Annotated in this window: 21 protein-coding genes; 7 read left to right on the top strand and 14 right to left on the bottom strand. The window is 64.9% G+C overall.

Annotated features, from left to right (window positions below):
* Positions 1–43: 43 nt before the first annotated feature.
* Positions 44–2,650 (bottom strand): leucine--tRNA ligase, encoded by a 2,607-nt coding sequence (leuS, locus tag RT582_RS19540; protein ID WP_313479426.1) that lies wholly within the window; start codon positions 2,648–2,650, stop codon positions 44–46.
* Between the two features lie 305 nt (positions 2,651–2,955).
* Between leuS and RT582_RS19535 the strand changes: the two genes are divergently transcribed.
* Together RT582_RS19535 and RT582_RS19530 are read left to right on the top strand one after the other, a co-directional pair.
* A complete protein-coding gene (locus RT582_RS19535; RefSeq protein WP_003301719.1) occupies positions 2,956–3,363 on the top strand; it encodes a hypothetical protein in 408 nt (135 codons plus the stop codon).
* Positions 3,364–3,423: 60 nt separating this feature from the next.
* Positions 3,424–4,197, top strand: a complete 774-nt coding sequence (locus tag RT582_RS19530; protein ID WP_041015902.1) for a YdcF family protein — start codon at positions 3,424–3,426, stop codon at positions 4,195–4,197.
* Between the two features lie 250 nt (positions 4,198–4,447).
* Here RT582_RS19530 and lnt read toward each other — a convergent pair whose 3' ends face one another.
* From lnt to RT582_RS19480, 10 genes are all read right to left on the bottom strand, one after another.
* Positions 4,448–5,956, bottom strand: a complete 1,509-nt coding sequence (lnt, locus tag RT582_RS19525; protein ID WP_179485604.1) for an apolipoprotein N-acyltransferase — start codon at positions 5,954–5,956, stop codon at positions 4,448–4,450.
* A 117-nt stretch (positions 5,957–6,073) separates the two neighbouring features.
* A complete protein-coding gene (locus RT582_RS19520; protein WP_003301723.1) occupies positions 6,074–6,916 on the bottom strand; it encodes an HlyC/CorC family transporter in 843 nt (280 codons plus the stop codon).
* Positions 6,917–6,925: 9 nt separating this feature from the next.
* Positions 6,926–7,408, bottom strand: a complete 483-nt coding sequence (gene ybeY, locus RT582_RS19515; protein WP_101275205.1) for an rRNA maturation RNase YbeY — start codon at positions 7,406–7,408, stop codon at positions 6,926–6,928.
* Positions 7,401–8,408 (bottom strand): PhoH family protein, encoded by a 1,008-nt coding sequence (locus tag RT582_RS19510; protein WP_003301727.1) that lies wholly within the window; start codon positions 8,406–8,408, stop codon positions 7,401–7,403. Before RT582_RS19510 ends, ybeY begins: the two co-directional genes overlap by 8 nt.
* A 119-nt stretch (positions 8,409–8,527) precedes the next feature.
* Entirely contained in the window at positions 8,528–9,841 is a 1,314-nt protein-coding gene (gene miaB, locus RT582_RS19505; protein ID WP_003301730.1) for a tRNA (N6-isopentenyl adenosine(37)-C2)-methylthiotransferase MiaB, read from the bottom strand.
* Positions 9,842–9,938: 97 nt separating this feature from the next.
* Positions 9,939–10,475 carry a tetratricopeptide repeat protein gene (locus RT582_RS19500; protein ID WP_125896941.1) on the bottom strand — a complete coding sequence of 179 codons (537 nt, stop codon included), beginning with the start codon at positions 10,473–10,475 and terminating at the stop codon, positions 9,939–9,941.
* A gap of 117 nt (positions 10,476–10,592) precedes the next feature.
* Positions 10,593–11,216, bottom strand: a complete 624-nt coding sequence (locus RT582_RS19495; protein ID WP_312914749.1) for a hypothetical protein — start codon at positions 11,214–11,216, stop codon at positions 10,593–10,595.
* An 8-nt stretch (positions 11,217–11,224) separates the two neighbouring features.
* Complete coding sequence (gene hemL, locus RT582_RS19490; protein ID WP_313479418.1) at positions 11,225–12,508, bottom strand: glutamate-1-semialdehyde 2,1-aminomutase; 1,284 nt, start codon at positions 12,506–12,508, stop codon at positions 11,225–11,227.
* A gap of 55 nt (positions 12,509–12,563) precedes the next feature.
* Positions 12,564–13,205 (bottom strand): thiamine phosphate synthase, encoded by a 642-nt coding sequence (thiE, locus tag RT582_RS19485; protein ID WP_041015910.1) that lies wholly within the window; start codon positions 13,203–13,205, stop codon positions 12,564–12,566.
* A 14-nt stretch (positions 13,206–13,219) separates the two neighbouring features.
* A complete protein-coding gene (locus tag RT582_RS19480) occupies positions 13,220–14,014 on the bottom strand; it encodes a hydroxymethylpyrimidine/phosphomethylpyrimidine kinase (protein ID WP_313479415.1) in 795 nt (264 codons plus the stop codon).
* 224 nt (positions 14,015–14,238) lie between these two features.
* Here RT582_RS19480 and RT582_RS19475 point away from each other — a divergent pair, with 224 nt between their 5' ends.
* Positions 14,239–16,239, top strand: a complete 2,001-nt coding sequence (locus RT582_RS19475) for a sensor histidine kinase (protein WP_313479412.1) — start codon at positions 14,239–14,241, stop codon at positions 16,237–16,239.
* A 144-nt stretch (positions 16,240–16,383) separates the two neighbouring features.
* Entirely contained in the window at positions 16,384–18,030 is a 1,647-nt protein-coding gene (locus tag RT582_RS19470) for an acyl-CoA dehydrogenase family protein (protein WP_046617694.1), read from the top strand.
* A gap of 22 nt (positions 18,031–18,052) precedes the next feature.
* Here the strand turns inward: RT582_RS19470 and RT582_RS19465 are convergent, their stop codons facing one another.
* A complete protein-coding gene (locus tag RT582_RS19465; protein ID WP_044314081.1) occupies positions 18,053–18,895 on the bottom strand; it encodes an ion transporter in 843 nt (280 codons plus the stop codon).
* A 521-nt stretch (positions 18,896–19,416) separates the two neighbouring features.
* On the opposite strand from RT582_RS19465, the gene RT582_RS19460 reads away from it, so the two are divergent.
* From RT582_RS19460 to RT582_RS19450, 3 genes are all read left to right on the top strand, one after another.
* A complete protein-coding gene (locus RT582_RS19460) occupies positions 19,417–20,928 on the top strand; it encodes a succinate CoA transferase (RefSeq protein ID WP_313479408.1) in 1,512 nt (503 codons plus the stop codon).
* A 220-nt stretch (positions 20,929–21,148) separates the two neighbouring features.
* On the top strand, positions 21,149–22,624 hold the full coding sequence (gene amn, locus RT582_RS19455) for an AMP nucleosidase (protein WP_023444943.1): 1,476 nt from the start codon (positions 21,149–21,151) through the stop codon (positions 22,622–22,624).
* Between the two features lie 83 nt (positions 22,625–22,707).
* Positions 22,708–22,950: a DUF2789 domain-containing protein gene (locus RT582_RS19450; protein WP_014818983.1), complete on the top strand. Its 243-nt coding sequence runs from the start codon at positions 22,708–22,710 to the stop codon at positions 22,948–22,950.
* 14 nt (positions 22,951–22,964) lie between these two features.
* Here the strand turns inward: RT582_RS19450 and RT582_RS19445 are convergent, their stop codons facing one another.
* Positions 22,965–23,537: a HupE/UreJ family protein gene (locus RT582_RS19445; protein WP_046617699.1), complete on the bottom strand. Its 573-nt coding sequence runs from the start codon at positions 23,535–23,537 to the stop codon at positions 22,965–22,967.
* Between the two features lie 76 nt (positions 23,538–23,613).
* On the bottom strand, positions 23,614–24,228 hold the full coding sequence (ureG, locus tag RT582_RS19440) for an urease accessory protein UreG (RefSeq protein ID WP_313479403.1): 615 nt from the start codon (positions 24,226–24,228) through the stop codon (positions 23,614–23,616).
* Positions 24,229–24,709: the final 481 nt, after the last annotated feature.

Raw genomic sequence — 24,709 nt, 5'->3', positions numbered from 1 at the left:
CTTGTTATCCCCTTGCAGGCCCGGCGCATGCGCCGGGGCCGAATCAGTTAGCGACGATGTTGACCAGCTTGCCCGGCACCACGATGACCTTGCGGATCGTCAGGCCCTCGGTGAAGCGCAGCACGTTCTCATTGCCACGGGCAGCGGCCTCGACCTCCTCGCGGCTTGCCGCGGCTGGCACTTCGATCTGCCCGCGCAGCTTGCCGTTGACCTGTACCACCAGCGTCAGGCTGTCCTGCACCAGGGCGGACTCGTCGACCTTCGGCCATTGCGCGTCAATGATCGCGCCCTGTTTGCCGAGTCGCTGCCAGAGTTCGTGAGAGATGTGCGGTGTGATCGGTGCGAGCAGCAGGGCGACCGTTTCCAGGCCCTCCTGCAACAGCGCGCGATCCTGCTCGCTGGCGGTCGCGGCTTTCTCCAGCACGTTCATCAGCGTCATCACCTGGGCGATGGCGGTGTTGAATTTGTGATGCTGGCCGACATCGACGCTGGCCTGCTTGATGGCGAGATGGATCGCGCGGCGTACGGCCTTCTGCTCGTCGCTCAGGTTGGCGGTATCCAGTGAGCCAGCGACGCCGGCGCTCACGTGTGCATGAGCCAGACGCCAGACGCGGCGCAGGAAGCGGCTGGCGCCCTCGACGCCGGAGTCGGACCACTCCAGGCTCATATCCGGCGGCGAGGCGAACATCATGAACAGGCGGCAGGTATCTGCGCCGTATGCATCGATCATAGCCTGCGGGTCGACGCCGTTGTTCTTCGACTTGGACATCTTCTCGGTGCCGCCGATTTCCACCGGCAGACCATCGCTGGCCAATTTCGCGCCGATGATCTTGGCCTTGGCATCACGCTCGACGATCACGTCGGCCGGGTTGAACCAGTCCTTGCCGCCGTTTTCCAGGGTGCGGTAGTAGGTGTCGGCGACCACCATGCCCTGGGTCAGCAGGTTCTTGAACGGCTCGTTGGAGCTGACCAGGCCTTCGTCACGCATCAGCTTGTGGAAGAAGCGCGCGTAGAGCAGGTGCAGGATGGCGTGCTCGATGCCGCCGATATACTGATCCACCGGCAGCCAGTGGTTGGCCGCGGCCGGATCGACCATGCCCTTGTCGTAGTTCGGGCTGGCGTAGCGGGCGAAATACCAGGACGACTCGACGAAGGTGTCCATGGTGTCGGTTTCACGCTTGGCCGGCGCACCGCACTTCGGACAGCTGCATTCGTAGAACTCCGGCATGCGCGCCAGCGGGCTGCCGGCGCCGTCCGGTACCACGTCTTCCGGCAGCACGACCGGCAGCTGGTCTTCGGGGACCGCGACGTCGCCGCAGCTGTCGCAGTGGATGATCGGGATCGGGCAGCCCCAGTAGCGCTGACGGCTGATGCCCCAGTCGCGCAGGCGGAACTGGGTGCGTGCCTGGCCGAGGCCTTTCTTCTGCAGCGCCACTTCGATGGCATCGAACGCGCCGTCGAAGTCGAGGCCGTCGAAGATGCCGGAATTGATCAGCTCGCCGTGTTCGCCGTAGGCGTCCTGCCAGGGTGCCGGGGTCTGGTCGCCGGCGCTGGTGCGTACCACCGGCTTGATCGGCAGGTCGTACTTGCTGGCGAACTCGAAGTCGCGCTCGTCGTGCGCCGGGACGGCCATGACCGCGCCTTCGCCGTAGTTCATCAGCACGTAGTTGGCGACCCACACCGGCAGCAACTCGCCAGTCAGCGGATGCTGCACGCGCAGTGAAGTGGCGAGGCCCTTCTTCTCCTGGGTGGCGATGTCGGCTTCGGCGACGCCGCCACGCTTGCATTCATCGATGAAGGCCTGCAGCTCTGGATTGTTCTGCGCGGCGAGCGTGGCCAGCGGGTGCTCGGCGGCCACCGCGACGTAAGTTGCACCCATCAGCGTATCGGGACGGGTGGTGAAGACCTTCATCACGCCTTCGCTGCCGATGCTGGCCACGTCGTAGGGGAAGCTGATCTCCATGCCGCGCGACTTGCCGATCCAGTTGCGCTGCATGGTCTTGACCTGTTCCGGCCATCCATCCAGTTCGTCCAGACTCTCTAGCAGCTCATCCGCGTAGGCGGTGATCTTGAAGTAGTACATCGGGATTTCGCGCTTCTCGATCAACGCGCCGGAACGCCAGCCACGGCCGTCGATGACCTGCTCGTTGGCCAGTACGGTCTGGTCGACCGGGTCCCAGTTGACGGTGCCGTTCTTGCGGTAGATCACGCCCTTTTCGTACAGGCGGGTAAACAGCCACTGCTCCCAGCGGTAGTAATCCGGCTTGCAGGTGGTGACTTCACGCGTCCAGTCGACCGCCAGGCCGAGGCTTTTCAGCTGGGCCTTCATGTAGGCGATGTTTTCGTAGGTCCACTTCGCCGGTGCCACCTGATTCTTCATCGCGGCGTTTTCCGCCGGCAGGCCGAACGCGTCCCAGCCCATGGGTTGCAGGACATTCTTGCCCTGCATGCGCTGATAGCGCGCGATCACGTCGCCGATGGTGTAGTTGCGCACGTGACCCATGTGCAGCTTGCCGCTGGGGTAGGGGAACATCGACAGGCAATAGAAGGTGTCCTTGCCTGGCTGTTCGCTCACTTCAAAGGATTTCTGCGCGTCCCAATGGGATTGCGCGGCGGCTTCGATTTCGCGGGGCTGATACTGTTCGTGCATGGCTACTGGCGTTGGGATGGGGGCTGGCTCTCCGCGAATGCGTTGTCGCGGGCACGTTGGCAGGTCCGGCGGACCTGGCGCTAACGCGACCCGGCGGGCTGCGGGCGGAGGCATGGAAGCGCCGTAGCATACATGACCCCCCGCGGCCTAGGGAAACCCCATTTGCCGCTGCTCCAGAGCTCCGTCCGTCGTGCGCGGCTTGAGCGCGTCAGGCTGAGCTACGCTTGAACCAGGGGCGGGACGAATGTGAGGTGAGGTTGATGGACCGAGAGCCACGATCTGAGGACAGTAGTCTTTATGCAAGGGTGTTGCAGCGACTGAGCTCGGCCCTGCAGGAGGCCGAACGTGCTACGTCCGGTGATGCGGACGGTGCTGGCGAGCTGGAAGTACGCGGTTTGACGCCGGCGGAATTCGAGCTGATCCGTGCGTATCTGCAGCGTGATTCCCAATGGCTCTCGGGCTGGCATGCCGCGGCGGAGGAGCAGGCTCACCTGTCGCGCCAGGCGCTGCGTCCGGCTGTGCGCAGCGGTAGTCGACAACGGCACGGCGCGCATGGCCGCCACGCGCCGCTGGCGTTGCAACAGACGCTGAGTTGCGCGCTGTGCAACGCCGAAGTGAGTTGGCCGGAAGGCGCCGGTCCCGCAGCCTGCCACGTCTGCGGGTCACAGCTGCTGCGCGCCCGGCAGCGCCTGCACACCTATCCGCGGCATTGAACAGTGGCCGACAAATCCTCCGGCTGCGGCTAGAGTGTCTGCCTTTGCCGTGGAGGTCGGATGCCGATTCGCTATTTCTTCAAGCAGCTGCTTTTGCCGCCGGGCGTGCTGCTGCTCCTGCTGTTGCTCGGATGGTGGCTGCGCCGGCGCGCGCCAAAGCTGGCGGCGCTGTGCTTCGTCACGGGGTTGGTCGGGCTCTGGTTGATGAGCCTGCCGGTCGTCGTCGAATGGACGGCGCGGCTGGTCGAGCGCGAGCCGGCGCTGGTCGAGGCGCAGTGGATGCAGCTGGATGAAGAGGCCGGCGCCATCGTGGTGCTGGGGGCCGGGCGCGAGCAGAGTGATCCGGCATGGGGCGGCGATCAGCCCGGCTACATCGCGCTGGAGCGCTTGCGTTATGCGGCGCGGTTAGCCAAGACCAGCGGCCTGCCGATTCTCACCAGTGGCGGGCTGCACTACGGCCAGCCACCCAGCGAGGCGATGCTCGGCGCGGAGGTGCTGCAGCGGGACTTTGGCGTCGCCACGCGCTGGCTCGAGGAGCGTAGCCGGACGACCTGGGAGAACGCGGTTTTCAGCGCCGAGATGCTGCGTGCGGCGGGCATCGAGCGGGTGGTGCTGGTGACATCCGCCTCGCACATGCCGCGCTCGCGCTGGTGCTTCGAGCAGAACGGGATCGAGGTGATCGCTGCGCCGGTGGGCTTCATGGGCGTGCCCAATGGTCGGCCATTGAATGGCTGGTTGCCGGAGGCCAAGGCCTTCTGGCAGAACGGCATGTTGCTCAACGAGGTCGTCGGTATGGCGGTTTACCCGCTTGTGTACCGCTCCGCGAACGACTGAGTCAAACGCATTAACCTGAGTGTACGGTCGTGGGGTGAGCCTCAGCCCGCAACTCGCCATTCGCGGTCAAGGTCGCCCCCACGTTGGCGGTTGTGGGAGCGGCCTTGGCCGCGAGCAAAGTCAGCTCGGAGCTGGACCTTCGCAGGCAAGAGCGGCGTAGCGCTCGGCATAACCGTCTGGCTTGCGATGAAGCCCTCTCAGCCGCAGTCAAAAGACCTGTTCAGGTCCCAGCAGCTTCGCATAGATGAGGCTATGCCTTGCGCCTGATCAGTGCCCAGCCGAGCAGCAGCGCGCATACCGCGATCAGCGGCCAGGAGCGCCAGCGCAGATACGGCGTCAGCCCCTGCATCGGGGTGACGTCGCCATACAGCACGGCCTGTTCGAACTGTGGAATCTGCTCGGTGATCTGCCCGTAGGGGTCGATCAGCACGGTGATGCCGTTGTTCGTCGCGCGGATCATCCAGCGCCCGGCTTCCAGAGCGCGCATCTGCGCCATCTGCAGGTGTTGCAGCGGACCGATGGAGCGGCCGAACCAGGCATCGTTGCTCACCGTCAGCAGCAGATCGCTCTGCGCCGCGAGCCCTGCGGCGAACTCGGGGTAGACCACCTCGTAGCAGATGTATGGCGCGATCTGCAGGCCCTTCGCCTGCAACAGTGGTTGGCCGGATTCGCCGCGGGCGAAGTCGGACATCGGCAGGTCGAAGAAGGCGATCAGGCCGCGCAGCAGATCCTGCAGCGGTACGTACTCGCCGAACGGCACCAGTTTCTGCTTGAGATAGGTGCCGCTGCCATCGCCGGCACTGGTCAGCCCGTTGTAGTAGCGCAGCTCGCCCTCCGGGTTGGGCTGGCGTACCGGTACGCCGGTGATCAGTGCCGCGTCGCGCTGCTCGGCGAAGCCGGCCATCATCTGCAGATAGCCTTCGGCATGATCCTTGAGGATCGGCACGGCGGTTTCCGGCCAGACGATCAGGTCTGCCGGGCGACTACCGAAGGTCATGTCGCGATACAGCAGCAGCTGCATCTCGAGCTTCTTCGGGTCCCACTTCATGCTTTGAGCGACGTTGCCCTGCACCGCGGCAACGGTCAGCGGTTCGCCCTTGCTGGTCGTCCAGGCATGGTCCTTGAGTGTCAGGCCTGCCAGCCAGGGGGAAAGCAGCAGCACGACGGCGGCGGCCAGGCGTGCTTTGTCGGCAAGCAGTCGCGGGATCGCCGCGAGCAGGGTGGCGCTCAGTGCGACGGCAAAGCTCAGCAACCAGACCCCGCCGACCGGAGCCAGTCCGGCCAGCGGACCATCCAGCTGGCTGTAGCCGATGTACAGCCAGGGAAAGCCGGTGAGAATCCAGCCACGCAGCGCATCCAGCGCCAGCCAGAGTGCGGCGAAGGCCAGCGCATCGCCAAGTGCGGAATGGCGATTGCGCAGCAGGCGCACCCAGAGCCAGCCGAGCAGGGCGAAGAACAGTGCCAGGCCGGCGACGAAGCCGAGGGTGAGCAATCCGGCCAGCGCCGGCGAGGCCGCGCCGAAGTCATGGATGCTGACGTAGACCCAGCTGACCCCCGAGGCGAATAGGCCAAAGCCGTAGCACCAGCCGCGCTGCGCCGCCTGCTTCGCTGCGGTTTCGCGCAGGCCAAGGTACAGCAGCGCCACCGAGAGCAGCGCCAGCGGCCAGATGTCGAAAGGCGCCAGCGACAGCGTGGTCAGTGTGCCGGCGACCAGTGCCAGCAGGTTGCCCGGCCATCCGGGACGGGTGATCCAGTGCATGGAAGTTCCTTGCGCAGCGGTGCGGGGAGGGAGGCTAAGGGCGATGAAGTTGGCCGGCAAGCAGCTGGCGGACGAGCGTCCGCGCAGGGTCGGCTGCGCGGAACGGCTCGTACCGGCTTACGCGCCCGCGGTGCGGCTCAGGCGCAGCATATGCACGCGGCGACTGTCGGCGTTGAGCACACGCACGCGGAACCCGTCGATCTCGGTGACTTCGTTGCGCTTGGGCAGGTGCCCGAAGGTGCTCATCACCAGGCCGGCGACGGTATCGAATTCGTCGTCGGGGAAGGCGCTGCCGAAGTATTCGTTGAAGCTGTCGATCGGGGTGAGCGCCTTGACCAGGAAGTCGCCGCTGGGCAGCGGGCGGATGTAGCTGTCTTCCTCGACGTCATGCTCGTCCTCGATGTCGCCGACGATCTGCTCCAGCACATCTTCGATGGTCACCAGGCCGGCCACGCCGCCGTACTCGTCGATGACGATGGCCATGTGGTTGTGGTTGGCGCGGAATTCGCGCAGCAGTACGTTGAGACGCTTGGACTCCGGCACGAAGGTGGCCGGGCGCAGCAGATCCTTGATGTCGAAACTGTGGTGTTCGTCCTTGAGGATCAGCGGCAGCAGGTCTTTGGCCAGCAGCACGCCGATCACTTCATCGAGGCTTTCACCGACGACCGGATAACGCGAGTGTGCGGCACCGATGATGGCCGGCAGAAACTCGCGGGGGGATTGATCGGCCTTGATGCTGATCACCTGCGAGCGTGGCACCATGATGTCGCGTACCTGCAGGTCGGCGACCTGGATGGCACCTTCGACGATGGCCAGCGCCTCGCTGTCGAGCAGCTTGTTCTGATGGGCTTCGCGCAGGATTTCCAGCAGCTCCTGGCGATTCTTGGGCTCATGGGCAAAAGCCTGGGTGATTTTTTCCAGCCAGGTCTTCTGCCCGCTGATCGATCGATCTTCGCTCATGTCGTTGACTCAGGAGTCCTTGCAAGTGCCCATGACGGGCGATTCTTCGGCATAGGGGTCGGGATGACCCAGCTCGGCCAGCAGTTGACGCTCCAGCTCTTCCATCTCTTCTGCTTCGACATCGTCGATGTGATCGTAGCCGAGCAGATGCAGACAGCCATGGATGACCAGATGCGCCCAGTGTGCCGCCAGTGCCTTGCCCTGTTCCGCGGCTTCGCGCTCGACCACCGGGACGCAGATGACCAGATCGCCGAGCAGCGGGATGTCCAGCAGTTCGTCGGGAACGTCTGCCGGGAACGACAGCACGTTGGTCGCGTAGTCCTTCTGCCGCCAGGTGCGGTTCAGCTCGCGCCCTTCTTCCTCGTCCACCAGGCGAATGGTCAGCTCCGAGTCGCCGCTACGCTGGCGTAGCGCCAGTTCGCACCAGCGCTGCAGATCGGCGAGGGCCGGCGCAGCGCCCGTGCTGGCGCACTGCAGGTCGAGCTCAATCATCGCTGGCGTCCTGCGCGGCACGCTTGCTGGCCGGCGACTGGCGATCCTCGAAGGACTCGTAGGCCTCGACGATGCGCTGCACCAGCGGATGGCGCACGACGTCCTTTGGCTTGAAGTGGGTGAAGCTGATGCCGTTGACGTCCTTGAGCACCTCGATGACGTGCGCCAGACCGCTCTTGGTGCCGCGGGGCAAGTCGACCTGGGTGATGTCGCCGGTGATCACCGCGGTGGAGCCGAAGCCGATCCGCGTAAGGAACATCTTCATCTGTTCCTGGGTGGTGTTCTGGCTTTCATCGAGGATGATGAAGCTGTTGTTCAGCGTGCGGCCGCGCATGTAGGCCAGCGGGGCGATCTCGATCACCTGTTTCTCGATCAGCCGTGCCACATGCTCGAAACCGAGCATCTCGTAGAGCGCGTCGTAGAGGGGGCGCAGGTAGGGGTCGATCTTCTGTGCCAGGTCGCCGGGCAGGAAACCGAGCTTTTCGCCAGCTTCCACCGCCGGGCGTACAAGGAGGATGCGGCGCACCTGTTCGCGCTCCAGCGCGTCCACGGCACAGGCGACGGCGAGGTAGGTCTTGCCGGTACCGGCAGGACCGACGCCGAAGTTGATGTCGTTGTCGAGGATGGCTTTGACGTAGCGCTGCTGATTCGCACCGCGGGGGCGGATCATGCCCTTCTTGGTGCGCAGGGCGACGCCCTGGTGCGCATTTGGATTGGCCAGCTCCTCCATTCCGGATTCCTGCAGGTACAGATGCACCATGTCCGGAGAGAGCTCGGTGTTCTTGGTTTCCCGGTACAGCCGGCGCAGCAGCTGTTCGGCAGACTTGGCCGCGTCGGTTGGGCCGATCAGCTCGAACTGGTTGCCGCGGTTGCGGATCTCCAGTTCCAGGCGCTGTTCGATCAGGCGCAGATGCTCGTCGAATTGGCCGCAGAGATTGGCGAAGCGACGGGCTTCAAAGGGTTCGAGGGTGAAACGATGCGGTTCTATGGGTGCGTTCAAGGGCTTTTATATGTGGCCGTGGTCGGCGAAGTGGTGAGGGAAGAATAGCGCCGCGGGCGCAAAGCGGAAAGCGCAGTCGCGGCCCCGATGCAATCACATGGGGGCCGCATGCCCGGTTCTCAACCTAGCAAGGTGCCACGTAGCGAGTGCGGCAACGCGTCGTCGATGTGCACGTCGACGAATTGGCCGATCAGTCGCGGGTTGTCGCAGCGGAAGTTGACGATGCGATTGTGCTCGGTACGGCCCTGCAGCATGCCAGGGTCCTTCTTCGAGTAGTCGCTGACGAGGATGCGCTGAGTGGTGCCTACCATCCGTCGGCTGTTCTCGAAACCCTGCTGATTGATGCGCTGCTGGAGGATCGCCAGGCGCTGCTTTTTCACCTCGTCCGGGGTGTCGTCGGCCAGATCCGCGGCCGGGGTGCCGGGGCGCGAGCTGTAGACGAAGGAGTAGGAAAAGTCGAAGCCGACATCTTCGATCAGCTTCATGGTCTGCTCGAAGTCCTTGTCGGTCTCGCCGGGGAAGCCGACGATGAAGTCCGAGCTGATCAGGATGTCCGGCACTGCGGCCTTGAGCCGGCGGATGCGCGACTTGTACTCCAGGGCGGTGTGGTTGCGCTTCATCGCCGCGAGGATGCGGTCGGACCCGGCCTGCACCGGCAGATGCAGATATTTCACCAGCTGCGGGATGTCCGCATGGGCCTGGATGATCGCGTCGGAGAACTCCAGTGGATGGCTGGTGGTGTAGCGGATACGGCCGATGCCGTCTACTGCGGCGACGGCGTGCAGCAGGTCGGCGAAGTCATGCCCGTCGTAGCGATAGCCATTGACGTTCTGCCCCAGCAGGGTGACTTCCTTCACGCCGTTTTCGGCCAGGTGGACGACTTCCGCCAGCACGTCGGCCAGCGGGCGGCTGACTTCTTCGCCGCGGGTGTAGGGCACTACACAGAAGGTGCAGTACTTGCTGCAGCCTTCCATGACCGAAACGAAGGCACTGGGGCCGTCGACGCGCGGCTCTGGCAGGCGGTCGAACTTCTCGATCTCGGGGAACGAAATGTCCACCTGCGGTTTCTTGGTGGTGCGCGCGGCGTCGATCATTTCCGGCAGACGATGCAGGGTCTGCGGCCCGAAGACCACGTCGACGTACGGGGCGCGGTCGCGAATGGCCGCGCCTTCCTGGCTGGCCACGCAGCCGCCGACGCCAATCACCAGTTGCGGATTGTCCAGCTTCAGTTCGCGCCAGCGACCCAGTTGCGAGAAGACCTTTTCCTGGGCCTTTTCGCGGATCGAGCAGGTATTGAGAAGAATCACGTCGGCTTCTGCCGGGTTCTCGGTGATCTCCATGGCCTGGTGTTCGCCCAGCAGGTCCACCATGCGCGAGCTGTCGTACTCGTTCATCTGGCAGCCATGGGTTTCGATGAAAAGCTTGCGGGTCATGTTACGGGCCGGCGTTGTGCAAAAAATGACCGGCGATTATATGCCCACGACCGAGCAGGGGAAAGCGCGGGTGGATGCCGCGGGGTTTCTCGATTGTTCAGGGGATCTGCGGCGCGTCGGCGGCCTGCAGTTGCATCAGGTAGTCGCGGAAGATCTGCCCGAGAACCTGGGTGGCGATTTCCAGCTCGTCGCGACGCATCTGTCCGGAGACGCGGTCGGCGGTGTCCAGTGCATCGTCCTCGCCATTCACGGCGGCCATCTTCAGCACGATGTAGGCCTGCACGTTGTTGGCCTTGACCCCTTCACCGCGGAAGAACATCACGCCGAGCCGGTGTTGCGCGGCCGCATGACCGTGAAGTGAGGCCTGCTCGAACCAGTACAGCGCCTTGGCCAGGTCGCGTGGCGCACGCTTGCCGTCGTAGTGGAATTCGCCGAGCTCGTAGGCGGCTTGCACGTCGCCTTCGCTGGCGGCCTGCTGGCAGTTTCTCAGGGCTTCGGGGAGTTCTTCGGGAAGCGTGTCGAGCGCGCAGCGCGCGGTCGCCGGGATCAGCAGGGTATTCCCGCCGGCCAAGGCCGTGAGAGGCGAGAGAAGCAGCAGACAGCCCAAAGACAGGATGCGGCCGGTGCGGATCATGAAAATCTGGCGCCTCGAGGAGCAGGGCGGTAATGAAAGGCTGGAACGAGCCAGCCGTCACATTATGGATAAGCTGCAGCCTGCTTACAAAGCCTTTAACCGCCTGTCATCGGCTTTTTATGCGACCGCCGGGCCGTCCTCGCGTGCGCTGCCCGGCAGGCGCACCAGCAGAATGGCCAGCAGCGGGCAAGCAATGGCCAATAGCAGCGGCCCCAGGTCGCCGAGCGGCTGGACGATCGACCCGCCGTTCGGCAGCGGTGCCGCGCCCAGCAGAAGCACGCCAGCCCCCAGGCCGGCAAGGGTCGGCAGGCTTGCCGGCCATTGCAGCGCGCCGGCGTAGACCACCAGCAGCGCACTGGTCAGCATCAGACCGAAGGCGTAGGGCTCGCTCCAGCCCAGCTGCCGCGCCAGTTCGAAGAACACGCACAGCCCCAACACCACGCGACCCCAGTTCGGTCGACTCCACACCCAGCGCCGCGCCAGGGTCAGCGCAGCTACCGCGATCAGCGGCAAACCGAGCAGCAGGCTGGCGCGCTCCAGCCACTGGTACGCCTCCTCCAGATCCATGCCAAGCAGGCTCGCGGCGGCGCACGCAGCGCTGGCGGCCGTCAGGATGAAGCCAAGCAGTGCGCTGAACAGCGCTGGCTGGTCCGCCTCGCCGTAACAGCGCCGGGCGCGGCCGATCAGCAGTGCGCTGGTGCCGGCAGTCAGGGCGAGCAGGATGCTCTGCAGCAATTCCATCGTCGGGCTCACTTGAGCTTGGCGAAGGCGCGCTCGGCGGCGTCCAAAGTGATTGCGAGCTCGGTGTCGCCATGGGCGATGGACGTGAAACCGGCCTCGAACGCGCTCGGTGCCAGGTAGACGCCGCCTTCGAGCATCAGGTGGAAGAAGCGCTTGAAGCGATCGGCATCGCTGGCCATGACGTCGGCAAAGGTCACGATGTCGTCGGCGCCGCTGAAATACAGGCCGAACATGCCGCCGACCTGAGTGGTGACGAAGGGGATGCCGGCGGCATCGGCGCGATCCTGCAGACCCTGCAGCATGCGGCTGGTATAGGCGCTCAGGGAGTCATGGAAGCCGGGGCGGCTGATCAGCTCGAGGGTGGTCAGGCCGGCGGCCATGGCCAGTGGGTTGCCCGATAGAGTGCCAGCCTGGTAGACCGGGCCGAGCGGGGCGATGCGTTCCATGATGGCGCGCTTGCCGCCGAAGCAGCCGACCGGCATGCCGCCGCCAATGATCTTGCCGAAGGTCGACAGGTCCGGCGTCACGCCGTAGTAGGCCTGGGCGCCGCCGAGGGCGACGCGGAAGCCGGTCATCACCTCGTCGAAGATCAGCACCACGCCGTGCGCGTCGCACAGGCGGCGCAGGCCTTCGAGGAAGCCCGGCGCCGGCGGCACGCAGTTCATGTTGCCGGCGACCGGCTCGACGATGATGCAGGCGACCTGCTCGCCCTTTTCCTTCAGCGTGGCTTCGACTTCGGCGAGGTCGTTGTAGGCCAGTGTCAGGGTGTGCTTGGCGAAGTCCGCCGGCACGCCCGCTGAGCTGGGTACGCCCTGGGTCAGGGCGCCAGAACCGGCTTTCACCAGCAGGCTGTCGGAGTGACCGTGGTAGCAGCCTTCGAACTTGATGATGGCGTCGCGGCCGGTGTAACCACGGGCCAGGCGGATCGCACTCATGGTCGCTTCGGTGCCGGAGCTGACCATGCGCACCATCTCCATGGACGGCACCAGGCGGCAGACCAGTTCGGCCATCTCGGTTTCCATCGCGGTCGGCGCGCCGTAGGACAGCCCGTGCTCGAGCTGGCGACGCACCGCATCCAGCACCTGCGGATGGCTGTGGCCGAGGATCATCGGGCCCCAGGAGCCGACGTAGTCGACGTAGCGCTTGTCGTCCTCGTCGATGACATAGGCGCCTTCGGCGTGCTTGAGGAACAGCGGGGTGCCGCCGACGCTGCGGAAGGCGCGTACGGGGGAGTTGACGCCGCCAGGGATGTGGGTTTGGGCAGCGGCAAAAAGGGTTTCGGAACGGGACATGCGGGCCTCGCAAAGCAGGGGCTGACCGCCGTGTGGCGGGTCAGTCGTGGCGGAATCAGGGGGTATTGAACAACTGGCTGAACGCTCTGGCGCGGCGCTCGACCTCGGCCGGGCTGTCAGCGGCGAACAGCGCGTGCACCACGGCGATCATCTGCACGCCCTCGGCGATCAGGCTTGGTGCCGTTTCCGGCGTGATGCCGCCAATGGCAACAATCGGCAGGCCAATGCGGGCGCGGGCTTCGCGCAGCAGCTCGGGACCGGCCGAGGGTGCGCCCGGCTTTGTCTGCGACTGGAAGAAGCGGCCGAAGGCGACATAGCTGGCGCCCTCACGTGCGGCCTGCTCGGCCAGCGGCAGCTGCGCATGGCAGGTGGCGCCGATGATTGCCTGGCGGCCGAGCAGGGCACGGGCGGCGGCCAGCGAGCCATCTTCCTGGCCTAAGTGCAGGCCGACACCCAGTCGCGCCGCCAGCTCGGCGTCGTCGTTGATGATCAGTTGCGCGCCATGGCGGGCGCAGAGTTCCTGCAACGCATCGGCCTCACGCAAGCGACGGGCCTCGTCACTGGATTTGTCGCGGTACTGCAGCAGGCGGGCGCCACCTTTCAACGCGGCTTCGACATACGGCAGCAAACGGCCCTCGGCGAGCAGCTTGCTGTCGGTGATGGCGTACAGGCCGCGCAGGCGGGTCGAATCCTTCATGCGCTGCTCTCCAGTCAGACCAGGTCCAGTGGCAGGCGCCGCGGGACGAATTGCCCGTGGCCGGGCGCCTCGGCATCGCGCAGGGTGCGCCAGGTGTAGTCGAGCGCCGAACGGACGGCACTGGTCAGCTCCTCGCCCAGCGCCAAACGGCCGGCCAGGGCGCTGGCCAGTGTGCAGCCGGAACCGTGATAGCTGCCAGGCAGGCGCGCGCAGGTGAAATCGTGGCGGCTACCATCGCGGCAGTAAAGACGGTTATGCACTTCGCTTTCATCGCCGTGGCCGCCGGTGATCAGCAGGTGGCGGATGTGCGGCAGCAGGCGTTCGGCACATTCGTCGGCGCTGCCCTCGGGCAGCTCGGCGAGGATGCGGGCTTCCGGCAGGTTCGGTGTGGCGATGGTCGACACCGGGAACAACCGCTCGCGCATGGCGAAGCCGACATCATCCTTGCCCAGCGCGCCGCCGCCACCGGCGCGCAGTACCGGATCGCAGACCAGCGGCACGCCGGGCAGCCTGGCCATGATCTCGAGAACGGTCTCGACCATTTCCACCGAGCCGAGCATGCCGAGCTTGACTGCCGCGATCGGCATATCGGCGATCACTGCGTTGGCCTGGGCGATCACCCATTCGCGGTCGAGGACGCGGAAGTCGGTGACGTTGACAGTGTCCTGCACGGTCAGTGCGGTGACCGTCGGTGCGGCGTGACAGGCTTGCGCCAGAAGGGCTTCGATGTCCGCCTGCAGGCCGGCGCCGCCACTGGGGTCATGGCCGGACAGACAGAGGACGACGGGTCTTGAAGTAGGGTTTTTCATGGCGTGCGAGCTTATCACCAAACAGCGCCGGCGGGACGCGGCAGTTGTGCGTCGAACCGCCACCGCGGCGTTCGCCGGACGTCGGACGATCGATCCCTCAGACATTCGCCTTTTCCGGCTGCAACCGTCGCTGTGGTAGATTGCTGGCACTTTGGTTTTCGGACCGGGTGGCGGGGTTCGCGGGGCGTGAATCCGTTTTCGTCGCCTGGCCTGCACGAGGCATCATGCGGTACGTCTTCCTGCTCATCCTGGCCCTCTTGCCGGCCCTGGCCGCCGCCGTCGAACTGGACGAACACACCCGTCACCTGCCACTCGGGCAGCACATGCGGGTGTTCGAGGACCCACTTGGCGACGCGCAAATCGACGAAGTCGCCTCGCCCGCGCTCGAAAGTCACTTCCTGCCTCACCGGACCGCGGTGTTCAACGCCGGCTATTCGCGCTCCGCGCATTGGGTGCGCGTCGATCTGCATTACCGTCCGCAAACCGTGCAAGGCGCGCGACGCTGGTTGCTGGAGGTGGCCTATCCGCCGCTCGACAGCCTGCAGCTGTACCTGCCGGACGGCAAAGGCGGTTACCGCCTGGCCCGCGACACCGGCGACACCCGCCCCTGGGCCAGCCGTGAGATCGGCCAGGGCAACTACCTGTTCGAAGTGCAGCTGCCGACTGATCGGCCCCAGCGCCTGTACCTGCGCGTGCAAAGCGAGGGTTCGATCCAGGTGCCCCTGAGTCTCTGGTCGCATCACGCCTATCTTGAGGCGCAACCCGGGCGGCTCTATGTGCTGGGCATGATCTACGGCGTACTGCTGGCGATGCTGGTCTACAACCTGTTCATCTATATCAGCATCCGCGATCCCAGCTATCTCTACTACATCCTCTACATCGCCGCGTTCGGCCTCTACCAGGTCTCGGTGAACGGCGCCGGTGTGCAGTTCCTCTGGCCGGATCGTCCCTGGTGGGCCAATGCCGCGACGCCGCTGCTGATCGGGGCCACCGGGCTGTTCGGCTGCCTGTTTACCCGCAGCTTCCTGCGCACCGCCGAGCACAGCCGCTGGGTGGATTGGCTGCTGCGGCTGATCATTGTCTTCTCGGTGCTGGTGATGGCGCTCGCAATGGCCGCCGATTACGGAGTGTCCCTGCGCCTGGCCACCGCGCTGGCGCTGCTGTTCACCCTGGCGGTGTTTGCCGCCGGCATCCTGGCCTGGCTGCGTGGCATGCGCGTGGCGCGCTACTTCATCATCGCCTGGAGCGCGCTGCTGGTCGGCGGGCAGATCAACACGCTGATGGTGCTCGGGCACCTGCCGCACAACTTCCTGACCATGTACGCCAGCCAGCTTGGCGCCGCGCTGGAAGTAGTGCTGCTGTCGATGGCGCTGGCCGATCGCATCAACGCGCTGAAGGACGAACGGGCGAAGATCCTGGAAAACGCTCGAGCCGAGCTGGAACAGCTGAACTGCGAGCTGGCCGAGGGCAACCGACTCAAGGACGAGTTTCTCTCCAATATCAGCCACGAACTGCGCACGCCGATGATGGGCGTCATGGGTGCCCTGGAGCTGTTGCCCAGCTCGGATACGGCGGAAGAGCTGCAGCAATACCAGCACATCGCCACCAGCTCGGCGCGCGACATGATGCGCCTTGTCAACAACATCCTGGTGCTCAGCGAACTGCGCGCCGGCAAGCTGCGCCTGCAGGATCAGCGTTTCAGTCTGCGGGAAGCTGCGGCACGGCTGCAGCAGCAGTTCGACCCACGGGCGCAGGACAAGGGCCTGGCCTTCGATCTCGAGTTCGACGAGAAACTGCCCGACCGCGTGTACGGCGATGGCGAGAAGCTGGAACAGAGCATCTGTCATCTGCTCGACAACGCCGTCAAGTTCACTTCCCGCGGAGCCGTCACGCTGCGTTTCGCCGGCGCGGTGGAGCAGCGCGAGCTGCTGCTGAATATCGAGGTCGTCGACAGCGGCATCGGTTTCAGCGACGCCGATCAGGCCTTTCTCTATCACCAGTTCCGTCAGGTCGACGGCTCCATGACCCGGCGCTATGGCGGCCTCGGTATTGGCCTGGCAATCAGTCGGGGGCTGATCGAAGTGATGGGTGGGCAGCTCGATCAGCAATCGCGACCGGGGCTGGGTAGCCGCTTCTGCGTGCGCCTGCGCCTGCCGCTGAGCGCCGCGGATGGGCTCGCCGCGGGCCGTGCCAACGGACTTCCGCCCAGCGCGCCGATTGCCTGACGCGCGGACCTTTTGGCCGATACCTCGCTTCAATCCTCGCCGCGCAGCATGTTTCACTGCCGATCCATTGCCGCGCGGCCGACGCACCGCCCAGGCCGACTACGCTTGCTGGCAGCTGCGCCGGTATCGAAGGAGGACGCCCAGATGAATCTGCAGAGTTGCGCCGAAACCCATGAGGTCACCAACCAGGTTCCGCCACTCGACGGTGCCAATCTCTATCGCATCGACTTGCCGTTGCAGCAGTGGGTACAGCGTTACCATGCCGGCTGGGCGCAGGCGCGGCTGGACGTCTACGGCGCGCTCGCCGGCGGGCCCTTGATGCAGGCCGGCTTTCTCGCCAACGAGAACAGGCCGGTGTTCAGGAGTCATGACCGCTACGGCCATCGCATCGATCTGGTGGAGTTTCACCCCGCTTATCACGAACTGATGCGTGCTGCCGTCGAGCACGGCATTCCGTCGCTGCCCTGGAGCGATCCGCAGCCCGGTGCCCAAGTGGCCCGTGCGGCGCTGATGTACCTGCACAACCAGGCCGAAGCCGGCAGCAGCTGCCCGTTGACCATGACCTACGCCAGCGTGCCGGCGCTACGCCTGCAGCCTGACCTAGCCGAACGCTGGCTGCCGAAGATCCTCGCCCGCGAATATGACCCGCGCAACCTGCCGATGGAGCAGAAGGCCGGCGTCACCATCGGTATGGCGATGACCGAGAAACAGGGCGGCACCGACGTGCGCGCCAACAGCACACGCGCGTATCCGGTTGGCGCCGGTGGCCCCGGGCAGACCTACGAGCTGGTCGGGCACAAGTGGTTCTGTTCGGCGCCGATGTGCGATGCCTTCCTCACCCTGGCGCAGACCGACAAGGGCCTGTCCTGCTTCCTGCTGCCGCGCCATCGCCCGGATGGCACGCGCAACCAGTTTTACATCCAGCGCCTGAAGAACAAGCTGGGCAACTGGGCCAACGCCTCCAGCGAAGTCGAGTACCGCGGCGCGCTGGCCTGGATGGTCGGTGAGGAAGGGCGCGGCGTGCCGACCATCATCGAGATGGTCTCCTCGACCCGTTTCGATTGCATGATCGGCTCCTGCTCGCTGATGCGTCAGGCCCTGACCCAGGCCATGCACCATTGCGCGCACCGCCAGGTCGGCGGCCGGGTCCTGCTGGAGCAGCCGCTGATGCAGAACGTACTGGCCGATCTCGCCCTGGAAAGCGAAGCGGCGCTGGCGCTGACCCTGCGCATGGGCCGTGCTCAGGACAATCGCCATGATGAGCACGAAGACAAGTTCGCCCGGCTGGTCACCGCCGTCGGCAAGTACTGGATCTGCAAACGCGCGCCGAACATGATCGCCGAGGCCAGCGAATGCCTGGGTGGTGCCGGCTACGTCGAGGAAACCATCCTGCCGCGGCTGTATCGCGAGGCACCGGTGAATTCCATCTGGGAAGGTTCCGGCAACGTGCAGTGCCTCGACGTCTTGCGCGCGCTATCGAAGGAGCCGGGCGTGCTCGAAGTACTGTTCACCGAACTCGGGGGCGGCCACGGCGACGCGCGCCTTAAGGCGCATATACAGCGACTGAAGACGGCCTTCGGCGACACCGAGGACATCCAGTACCGCGCCCGCCAGCTCACCGAGGACGTTGCCGTCGGTCTGCAGGCCAAACTGCTGCTCGAAGCGGGCAACGCCGCCGTTTCGGATGCCTTCATCGCCAGTCGCCTGGAAGTGCATGGGCGCGTTTATGGAACGTTGCCGCGCGGGCTCGACATCGACGCGCTGCTGGCGCGCAGTGCGCCGCAGCTGTGACTCCGGGGCAGGATTGCGCCGCCTAGCGGCGCGCCTGCCCGCGTAGCAGGTCCTTGAGCTCGGCGATTTCCCCACGCAGGGCGCGGACCTCTTCATGCAGGTCGGCCTCGATGTGCTCGCGCGCCGCCTCGATGCTCGCCTGGGTGGCTTCGTGCTCCGCATCGGTAACCGTCTGCATCGCGTTGACGATGATGGCGATGAACAGGTTGAGCATGGTGAAGGTGGCAATCAGGATGAACGGGATGAAGAACACCCAGGCGTAGGGGAATACGTCCATCAGCGGGCGCACGATGCCCATCGACCAGCTTTCCAGAGTCATCACCTGGAATAGCGTGTACACCGAACGGCCGAGGTTGCCGAACCACTCGGGGAAGTCGGCGCCGAACAGCCCGGTGGCGATCACCGCGGAAACGTAGAAGACCAGCGCCAGCACCATGGCAATCGAGCCCAGGCCGGGAATGGCCGACAGCAGCGCGCCGACCACACGACGCATCGACGGCACCATGGTGACCATGCGCATCACCCGCAGTACGCGCAGGGCACGTAGAACGCTGAACGGGCCGCTGGCGGGCACCAGCGCGATGGCCACCACGGTGAAATCGAACAGGCTCCAGGGATCACGGAAAAACGCCGCGCGATGAACGTAGATGCGCGCTGCGATTTCCACCACGAATACGCCGAGGATCAACATGTCGAGCACTCTGAGCAGCTCGCCCCAGCTGGCCACCAGTGCCGGCGAAGTCTGCATGCCGAGGATGGCCGCGTTGATCACGATCAGCAGCAGAATGCTGCGCTGAACGGCTGGCTGCTCGATGACCTGTTGCAGTCGACGACGAGTGCTCGTTTCCACGGGTGTTGCTTGCATGATGCCTACCTGTCTGTTTCGATCATCGCCCTGCCCGCGACCGTGGGGCTACCGTTGAATACAGTCGGGCGGACGCGAGTATGGTGGCGAAGACCAGCGCGGGGAAGTGACGGCGGTGCCCGGTTCGTTTCCTCATTTGACAGCGTTCAGGCGGCGCTTTGAGCGCGGCGACAGCCTGGGTGGCCCGGTTTACTGCGGGAAGTCGGCCTGCGAACGCCTCGCCGCCGGCCGGTCGCGGTTGCGCTGGGCGTCGATACCGGCTATGACCTCTCCTGTGCGGCGGCCTGCTAGTACCTTTGTATAACAGCCAAACGAGCTGGTGCTCCTAGAATGGGGCGAGCGACTACGTTACGGGGTTGCAAGTGCCGCATGATTTTTTGAGGTTCCGATATTGAGCGGCAAAAGACATGGGCGCTTTGTCTCCGGACATCAAGTGGCCGTCTCCCTGCCTCGTCAGGCCTGGCGAATTTCTTTGCAGAGCCTTCACGGACGAGCATTCGATGAGTTTCTGAGGTGAGTTCATGGCAACCGATCTAAACAAGTACATCCGCAACGCAGCGTTTCTCGACAAGGTCGTCTCGGCAGAAGAGGCCGCGTCGTGGATCGAGGACGGCATGACGCTGGGCATGAGCGGCTTCACCCTGTTCGGAGAGCCGAAGGTGTTTCCGAAGGCACTGTCCGAACGCGGCCAGCGCGAGAAATTCAAGGTCAACCTGTTCACCGGCGCGTCCATGGGCCCGGCAGCCGACCAGTCGATGGCCGAAGCCGGCATCATCAACAAGCGCATTCCGTATCAGGGCAACCCGGTGCAGCGCAAGAAGATCAACGCCGGCGAGGTGCTCTACATCGACCAGCACCTGTCCCATACCGCGGAACTGCTGCGTCAAGGCGTGCTGCCACAGGTCGACTACGCCATCATCGAGGCGGCTGCGATCACCGAGGATGGCCAGATCATCCCGACCGGTTCGGTCGGTAACTCGCCGATCTTCGTGCAGAACGCCAAGCACGTGATCATCGAGCTGAACACTTCTGCTCCGCGCGAGTACGAAGGCATGCACGACATCTACATTTCCGGCCCGGCCGGCGAGGATTCGCGCAAGGACATCCCGGTCTACAACGTCAGCAAGCGCATCGGCTCGATCGGTATCCCGGTCGATCCGGCCAAGGTGCGCGGTATTGTGCTGTCCAGCGAGCCGGACATTCCTTCCCCGCTGTTCGAGCCGAACGCCGAAACCCAGAAGATCGCCGACAACCTGCTGGACTTCCTGCGTGAGGAAGTGAAGCTGGGACGCCTGACCAACAGCCTGGCTCCGCTGCAGTCCGGTGTGGGCTCGGTGGCCAACGCGGTGCTGGCCGGCATGAAGACTTCGGAGTTCAAGGACCTGACCGTCGCTTCCGAAGTGCTGCAGGACGGCGTTTTCGACCTGATCGACGCCGGAGTGGTGAAGTTCGCCGCCGCCACCGCCTTCTCCCTGTCGAAGAAGCGCGTGGACAACCTGGCCTCGGACCTCGCCAAGTACGCCGGCAAGGTGGTGTTCCGTCCGCAGGAGATCTCCAACCATCCGGAAGTGATCCGCCGGCTGGGGATCATCTCCTTCAACACTGCGCTGGAAGCCGACATCTACGGCAACGTGAACTCCACGCACGTCAACGGCACCCACATGATGAATGGTATCGGCGGCTCGGGTGACTTCGCCCGCAACGCACGTATCAGCATCTTCGTGACGACCTCGACGGCGAAGGACGGCAAGATCTCCTCCATCGTACCGTTCGTCACGCACGTGGATCACACCAACCACGACGTCGACGTGATCATCACCGAGCAGGGCTATGCCGATCTGCGCGGGCTGGCGCCCGTCGAGGCGGCGGCGCGAGTCATCAACAACTGCATGCACCCGGACTACAGGGCCCAGGCGCTCGCCTACCTCGAAGAGGCGAAACAGCGTGGCGGCCACACCCCGCACGTGCTGGAAAAAGCCTTCTCCTGGCATGCCAACTTCGCCAAGAACGGCACCATGCTGCTGGACAAGTAATCGGTAGGAGCCTGTGCGGCTGATGCAGCAATGCATCGGCGGCGGGCTCGAAGCGGTGCCCGAATCCGACGCCAGGCTCTGGCGTCGGATTTTTTTCGCCGATGACGGCGCTCATTTCCAGCGCGCCGGCGTCTCGGATGCGGCTCCAACCGCTCGGCTGCGTATACATCCGTCACCAAATGCAGCCAAGATAGGCCCGTGTGTTAAGCCAGGATGAGCCATGACTTCCAACGAATCCAGAACCTTCACCGTCGCCACCTGCGCTGAGGAGGCGGTCGACAAGCTGGCCGAGCTGCACGCGCAGGCCACAGCGGCCCTAAACCAGGCGCTCAAACGCTACGTAACCAGCCGCACCGAGCCCAGCGCCGCGGAGCGCAACCTGTTCCGCTACCCGCAGCTGCGCCTGACCTACGAGTGCCACGGCGAAGTGCCGGCCTCGACCCGTGCCTACGCCAAGGTGCAGGCGCCCGGCGTGTACAGCGTCACCGTGACCCATCCGGCGGCGTTCCGCGCCTATCTGCTCGATCAGCTGAAACCGCTGATCCAGGACTTCAACGTCACCGTTGAGGTCGGCATGAGCGACCGCAACATCCCTTATCCGTACGTCATCGAGCAGGGCGACGAGCTGGCCGGCACCGGCGTGACCGCCGCCGAGCTGGCGCGGGTATTCCCCAGTACCGACCTGTCCGCCGCTACCGACGATATCGCCGACGGGCTCTACGACTGGGAGCACGCCGATCCCTATCCGCTGGCACTGTTCGATGGCGCGCGGGTGGACTTCTCGCTGCGCCGGCTGGTGCACTACACCGGCAGCGATTGGCGCCACGTACAGCCGTGGATCCTGCTGACCAACTACCACCGCTACGTCGACCAGTTCATCCGCCACGGCCTCGACATGCTGCGCGACGACACCCGCTTCACGCGCATGGTCTTGCCGGGCAACGTGATCATCGAGCGCGGCATGGAGGAGGGCGAGGCGCAGGCGATCATCGGTGGCGTGATGTGGCACCGCTACCAGATGCCGGCCTATCACCTGATCGCCGAGGACGGCCACGGCATCACCCTGGTCAACATCGGCGTCGGCCCGTCCAATGCGAAGAACATCACCGACCACCTCGCCGTGCTGCGCCCGCACTGCTGGCTGATGATCGGTCACTGCGGCGGGCTGCGGCAGTCGCAATCCATCGGCGACTACGTGCTGGCCCACGCCTACATGCGCCGCGATGGCATCCTCGATCGCGTACTGCCGCCGCACATCCCGCTGCCTGCACTGGCCGAGGTGCAGCAGGCGCTGCAGGATGCCGCCGCGACGGTCACCGGCGAACAGGGCGAAGCGTTGAAGAAGCGTTTGCGTACCGGCACCGTGCTGACCTACGACGATCGCAACTGGGAGCTGCGCTGGGCGCAGGAAAGGCCGCTGATCAACCTTTCGCGCGCGGTAGCGGTGGACATGGAAAGCGGCACCATCGCCGCCCAGGGCTACCGCCTGCGGGTGCCGTACGGCACCTTGCTCTGCGTATCGGACAAGCCGCTGCACAGCGAGATCAAGCTGCCCGGCTCGGCCAATGCGTTCTACGAGCGGGCCGTGACCCAGCACCTGAAAATCGGCATCACCGCACTGGAACTGCTGCGCAGCCAGCTCAACTCGCTGCATTCGCGCAAGCTGCGCAGCTTTGACGAGCCGCCGTTCCGCTGAATCAGCATGCGCTGCCACGGCGGTTTCGTGGGAATGGACGATACTCACATCGTTCATTCCCGCGTCAGCACCGGAGGTTCAACATGGAACAGTCGATCCACGCCTTCCATAACCTGTTCGAGCAGTTGGGCCTGCCCAACGATGATGTCTCGATCAGGCGCTTTATCGAAACCCACTCGCCCCTGGCCGAAGACGTTTATCTGGCCGATGCGTCGTTCTGGACGCCAGCCCAGGCGGCTTTCCTGCGCGAGGAAATCCTCGAGGATGCCGACTGGGCCGAAGTGGTCGATCGCCTCAATGTCGCGCTGCGACGGCGCTATCACTAGGCATGGCCTGGTTCTCAGCTGGCCAGCAGCCAGGCGCCCGTGACTGCTGAGGCGGCGCCGGCGATGCGCACCAGTGGCGCGGCGGCCTGCGGCAGGTAACGCACCAGCGCGTAACCGGCAGCATGCAGAGCGGCAGTGGCAACAATGAAGCCGGCGGCATACCCCCACGGGCTGGACAGCTCTGGCAGTTCCAGGCCGTGGGCGACGCCGTGGCTGGCGGCGAACAGGGCGGTCAGCGCTGCGGCGACGACCAGCGGCGGGCGTACCGCCAGTGCCACCAGCAGGCCGAGGGCCAGCACCGAGCCGGCGATGCCGGTTTCCATCAGCGGCATTTCGATTCCGGCGAAGCCGGCCAGGCCGCCGAGCAGCATGGTCGCGACGAAGGTCATCGGCAGCGCCCAGCGCGCCTTGCCAGTCTGCTGAGCCGCCCATAGACCCACCGCGAGCATGGCCAGCAGATGGTCGAGGCCGAAGATCGGGTGGGCGATACCGGACAGCACTCCGGCGTGGTCATGGCCGGGGTGAGCCAGGGCTAGCGCAGGGCTGAGCAGCAGGGCGGAGGTGACCAGGATTTTCTGTACGTTCATGCGAGTTCCTCTGATTGCAAGGCTGAGAGCTGGACCGAGAAGCTGGCACTCGGTCGATGTCCGTTGATGGGCGAGGTCACGCGGCGCTGAGCATTCCCTGTTTCTCGATAAAGGCGATGATTTCCTCGAGACCCTGGCCGACCTTCTGGTTGCTGAAGACGAACGGCCGCTCGCCGCGCATCTTGCGGGCGTCGCGATCCATCACCTCCAGCGAGGCACCGACCATGGGCGCCAGGTCGATCTTGTTGATCACCAGCAGGTCGGACTTGCAGATGCCCGGCCCGCCCTTGCGCGGCAGCTTGTCGCCGGCGGAGACGTCGATCACGTAGATGGTCAGGTCCGACAGCTCCGGGCTGAAGGTCGCCGAGAGGTTGTCGCCGCCGGATTCGACGATGATCAAGTCCAGGCCGGGAAAGCGCCGGTTGAGCTGCTCCACGGCCTCGAGGTTGATCGAGGCGTCCTCGCGGATCGCCGTATGCGGGCAGCCGCCGGTTTCCACACCGATGATGCGCTCGGGTGCCAGGGCTTCGTTACGCACGAGGAACTGGGCGTCTTCCTGGGTGTAGATGTCGTTGGTCACCACGGCGAGGTTGTAGCGGTCGCGCAGGGCCTGACACAGGGCGAGGGTCAGGGCGGTCTTGCCGGAACCGACCGGCCCGCCAATGCCGACGCGCAGGGGTTGGTTGTTCATGGGTGTTCTCCTCTGGAAGGCGGTGTGACTGCCTTGGGGTTGATGCGAAGGGCGTGCTGCCGGGGTGCGCGGAGGGACGCGAAGTCCGTAGGGTGGGTAACGCGAAGCTTACCCACCGTTTTGAAAAGTAATCCGCCATGGTCCTGCGAGAACTTGGTTGTAGCCTGTGGTGGAAAATGCTTCGCAGTTTTCCACCCTACATTGCGTTGCACTGGCATTCGCTTTTTCATCCACGGCCTGACAGGCAACACCCAATTCCCCTTCAGGAGGGTGAGCGGAATCGTTGCGTAAGGGGATGAGCCGCATGGATGCGGCGAAAGGCTTAAAGGGCCATGGATGGCCCTTGTAAGCCGGCCCCTGGAGCGGCGATGGAGTGAACGAACCCTGCGCGTAGCGCAGGGCCGGATGCAGGGGCGCGCTTTCTTTTGGTTCTTCGCGGAGTCTGGGGGAAGAGCGAGTTGACAGTCAGGGAAGCAGGTAA

Origin of the sequence: Stutzerimonas kunmingensis (genome assembly GCF_032106285.1) — a bacterium.
GTDB lineage: Bacteria > Pseudomonadota > Gammaproteobacteria > Pseudomonadales > Pseudomonadaceae > Stutzerimonas > Stutzerimonas kunmingensis_B.
The sequence above is the reverse complement of the archived record's forward strand: the minus strand, read 5'-3'. Positions and strand labels throughout refer to the sequence as shown.

Excerpts from the sequence above, each read along its gene's own strand:
- RT582_RS19465 (WP_044314081.1), bottom strand. The coding sequence starts at position 18,895 with ATGCAAGCAACACCCGTGGAAACGAGCACTCGTCGTCGACTGCAACAG.
- miaB (WP_003301730.1), bottom strand. The coding sequence starts at position 9,841 with ATGACCCGCAAGCTTTTCATCGAAACCCATGGCTGCCAGATGAACGAG.
- thiE (WP_041015910.1), bottom strand. The coding sequence starts at position 13,205 with ATGAAGGATTCGACCCGCCTGCGCGGCCTGTACGCCATCACCGACAGC.
- ybeY (WP_101275205.1), bottom strand. The coding sequence starts at position 7,408 with ATGATTGAGCTCGACCTGCAGTGCGCCAGCACGGGCGCTGCGCCGGCC.
- RT582_RS19445 (WP_046617699.1), bottom strand. The coding sequence starts at position 23,537 with ATGAACGTACAGAAAATCCTGGTCACCTCCGCCCTGCTGCTCAGCCCT.
- amn (WP_023444943.1), top strand. The coding sequence starts at position 21,149 with ATGACTTCCAACGAATCCAGAACCTTCACCGTCGCCACCTGCGCTGAG.
- RT582_RS19500 (WP_125896941.1), bottom strand. The coding sequence starts at position 10,475 with ATGATCCGCACCGGCCGCATCCTGTCTTTGGGCTGTCTGCTGCTTCTC.
- RT582_RS19530 (WP_041015902.1), top strand. The coding sequence starts at position 3,424 with ATGCCGATTCGCTATTTCTTCAAGCAGCTGCTTTTGCCGCCGGGCGTG.
- RT582_RS19520 (WP_003301723.1), bottom strand. The coding sequence starts at position 6,916 with ATGAGCGAAGATCGATCGATCAGCGGGCAGAAGACCTGGCTGGAAAAA.
- leuS (WP_313479426.1), bottom strand. The coding sequence starts at position 2,650 with ATGCACGAACAGTATCAGCCCCGCGAAATCGAAGCCGCCGCGCAATCC.
- ureG (WP_313479403.1), bottom strand. The coding sequence starts at position 24,228 with ATGAACAACCAACCCCTGCGCGTCGGCATTGGCGGGCCGGTCGGTTCC.
- RT582_RS19450 (WP_014818983.1), top strand. The coding sequence starts at position 22,708 with ATGGAACAGTCGATCCACGCCTTCCATAACCTGTTCGAGCAGTTGGGC.
- RT582_RS19475 (WP_313479412.1), top strand. The coding sequence starts at position 14,239 with ATGCGGTACGTCTTCCTGCTCATCCTGGCCCTCTTGCCGGCCCTGGCC.
- RT582_RS19495 (WP_312914749.1), bottom strand. The coding sequence starts at position 11,216 with ATGGAATTGCTGCAGAGCATCCTGCTCGCCCTGACTGCCGGCACCAGC.
- RT582_RS19480 (WP_313479415.1), bottom strand. The coding sequence starts at position 14,014 with ATGAAAAACCCTACTTCAAGACCCGTCGTCCTCTGTCTGTCCGGCCAT.
- RT582_RS19470 (WP_046617694.1), top strand. The coding sequence starts at position 16,384 with ATGAATCTGCAGAGTTGCGCCGAAACCCATGAGGTCACCAACCAGGTT.
- RT582_RS19460 (WP_313479408.1), top strand. The coding sequence starts at position 19,417 with ATGGCAACCGATCTAAACAAGTACATCCGCAACGCAGCGTTTCTCGAC.
- hemL (WP_313479418.1), bottom strand. The coding sequence starts at position 12,508 with ATGTCCCGTTCCGAAACCCTTTTTGCCGCTGCCCAAACCCACATCCCT.
- lnt (WP_179485604.1), bottom strand. The coding sequence starts at position 5,956 with ATGCACTGGATCACCCGTCCCGGATGGCCGGGCAACCTGCTGGCACTG.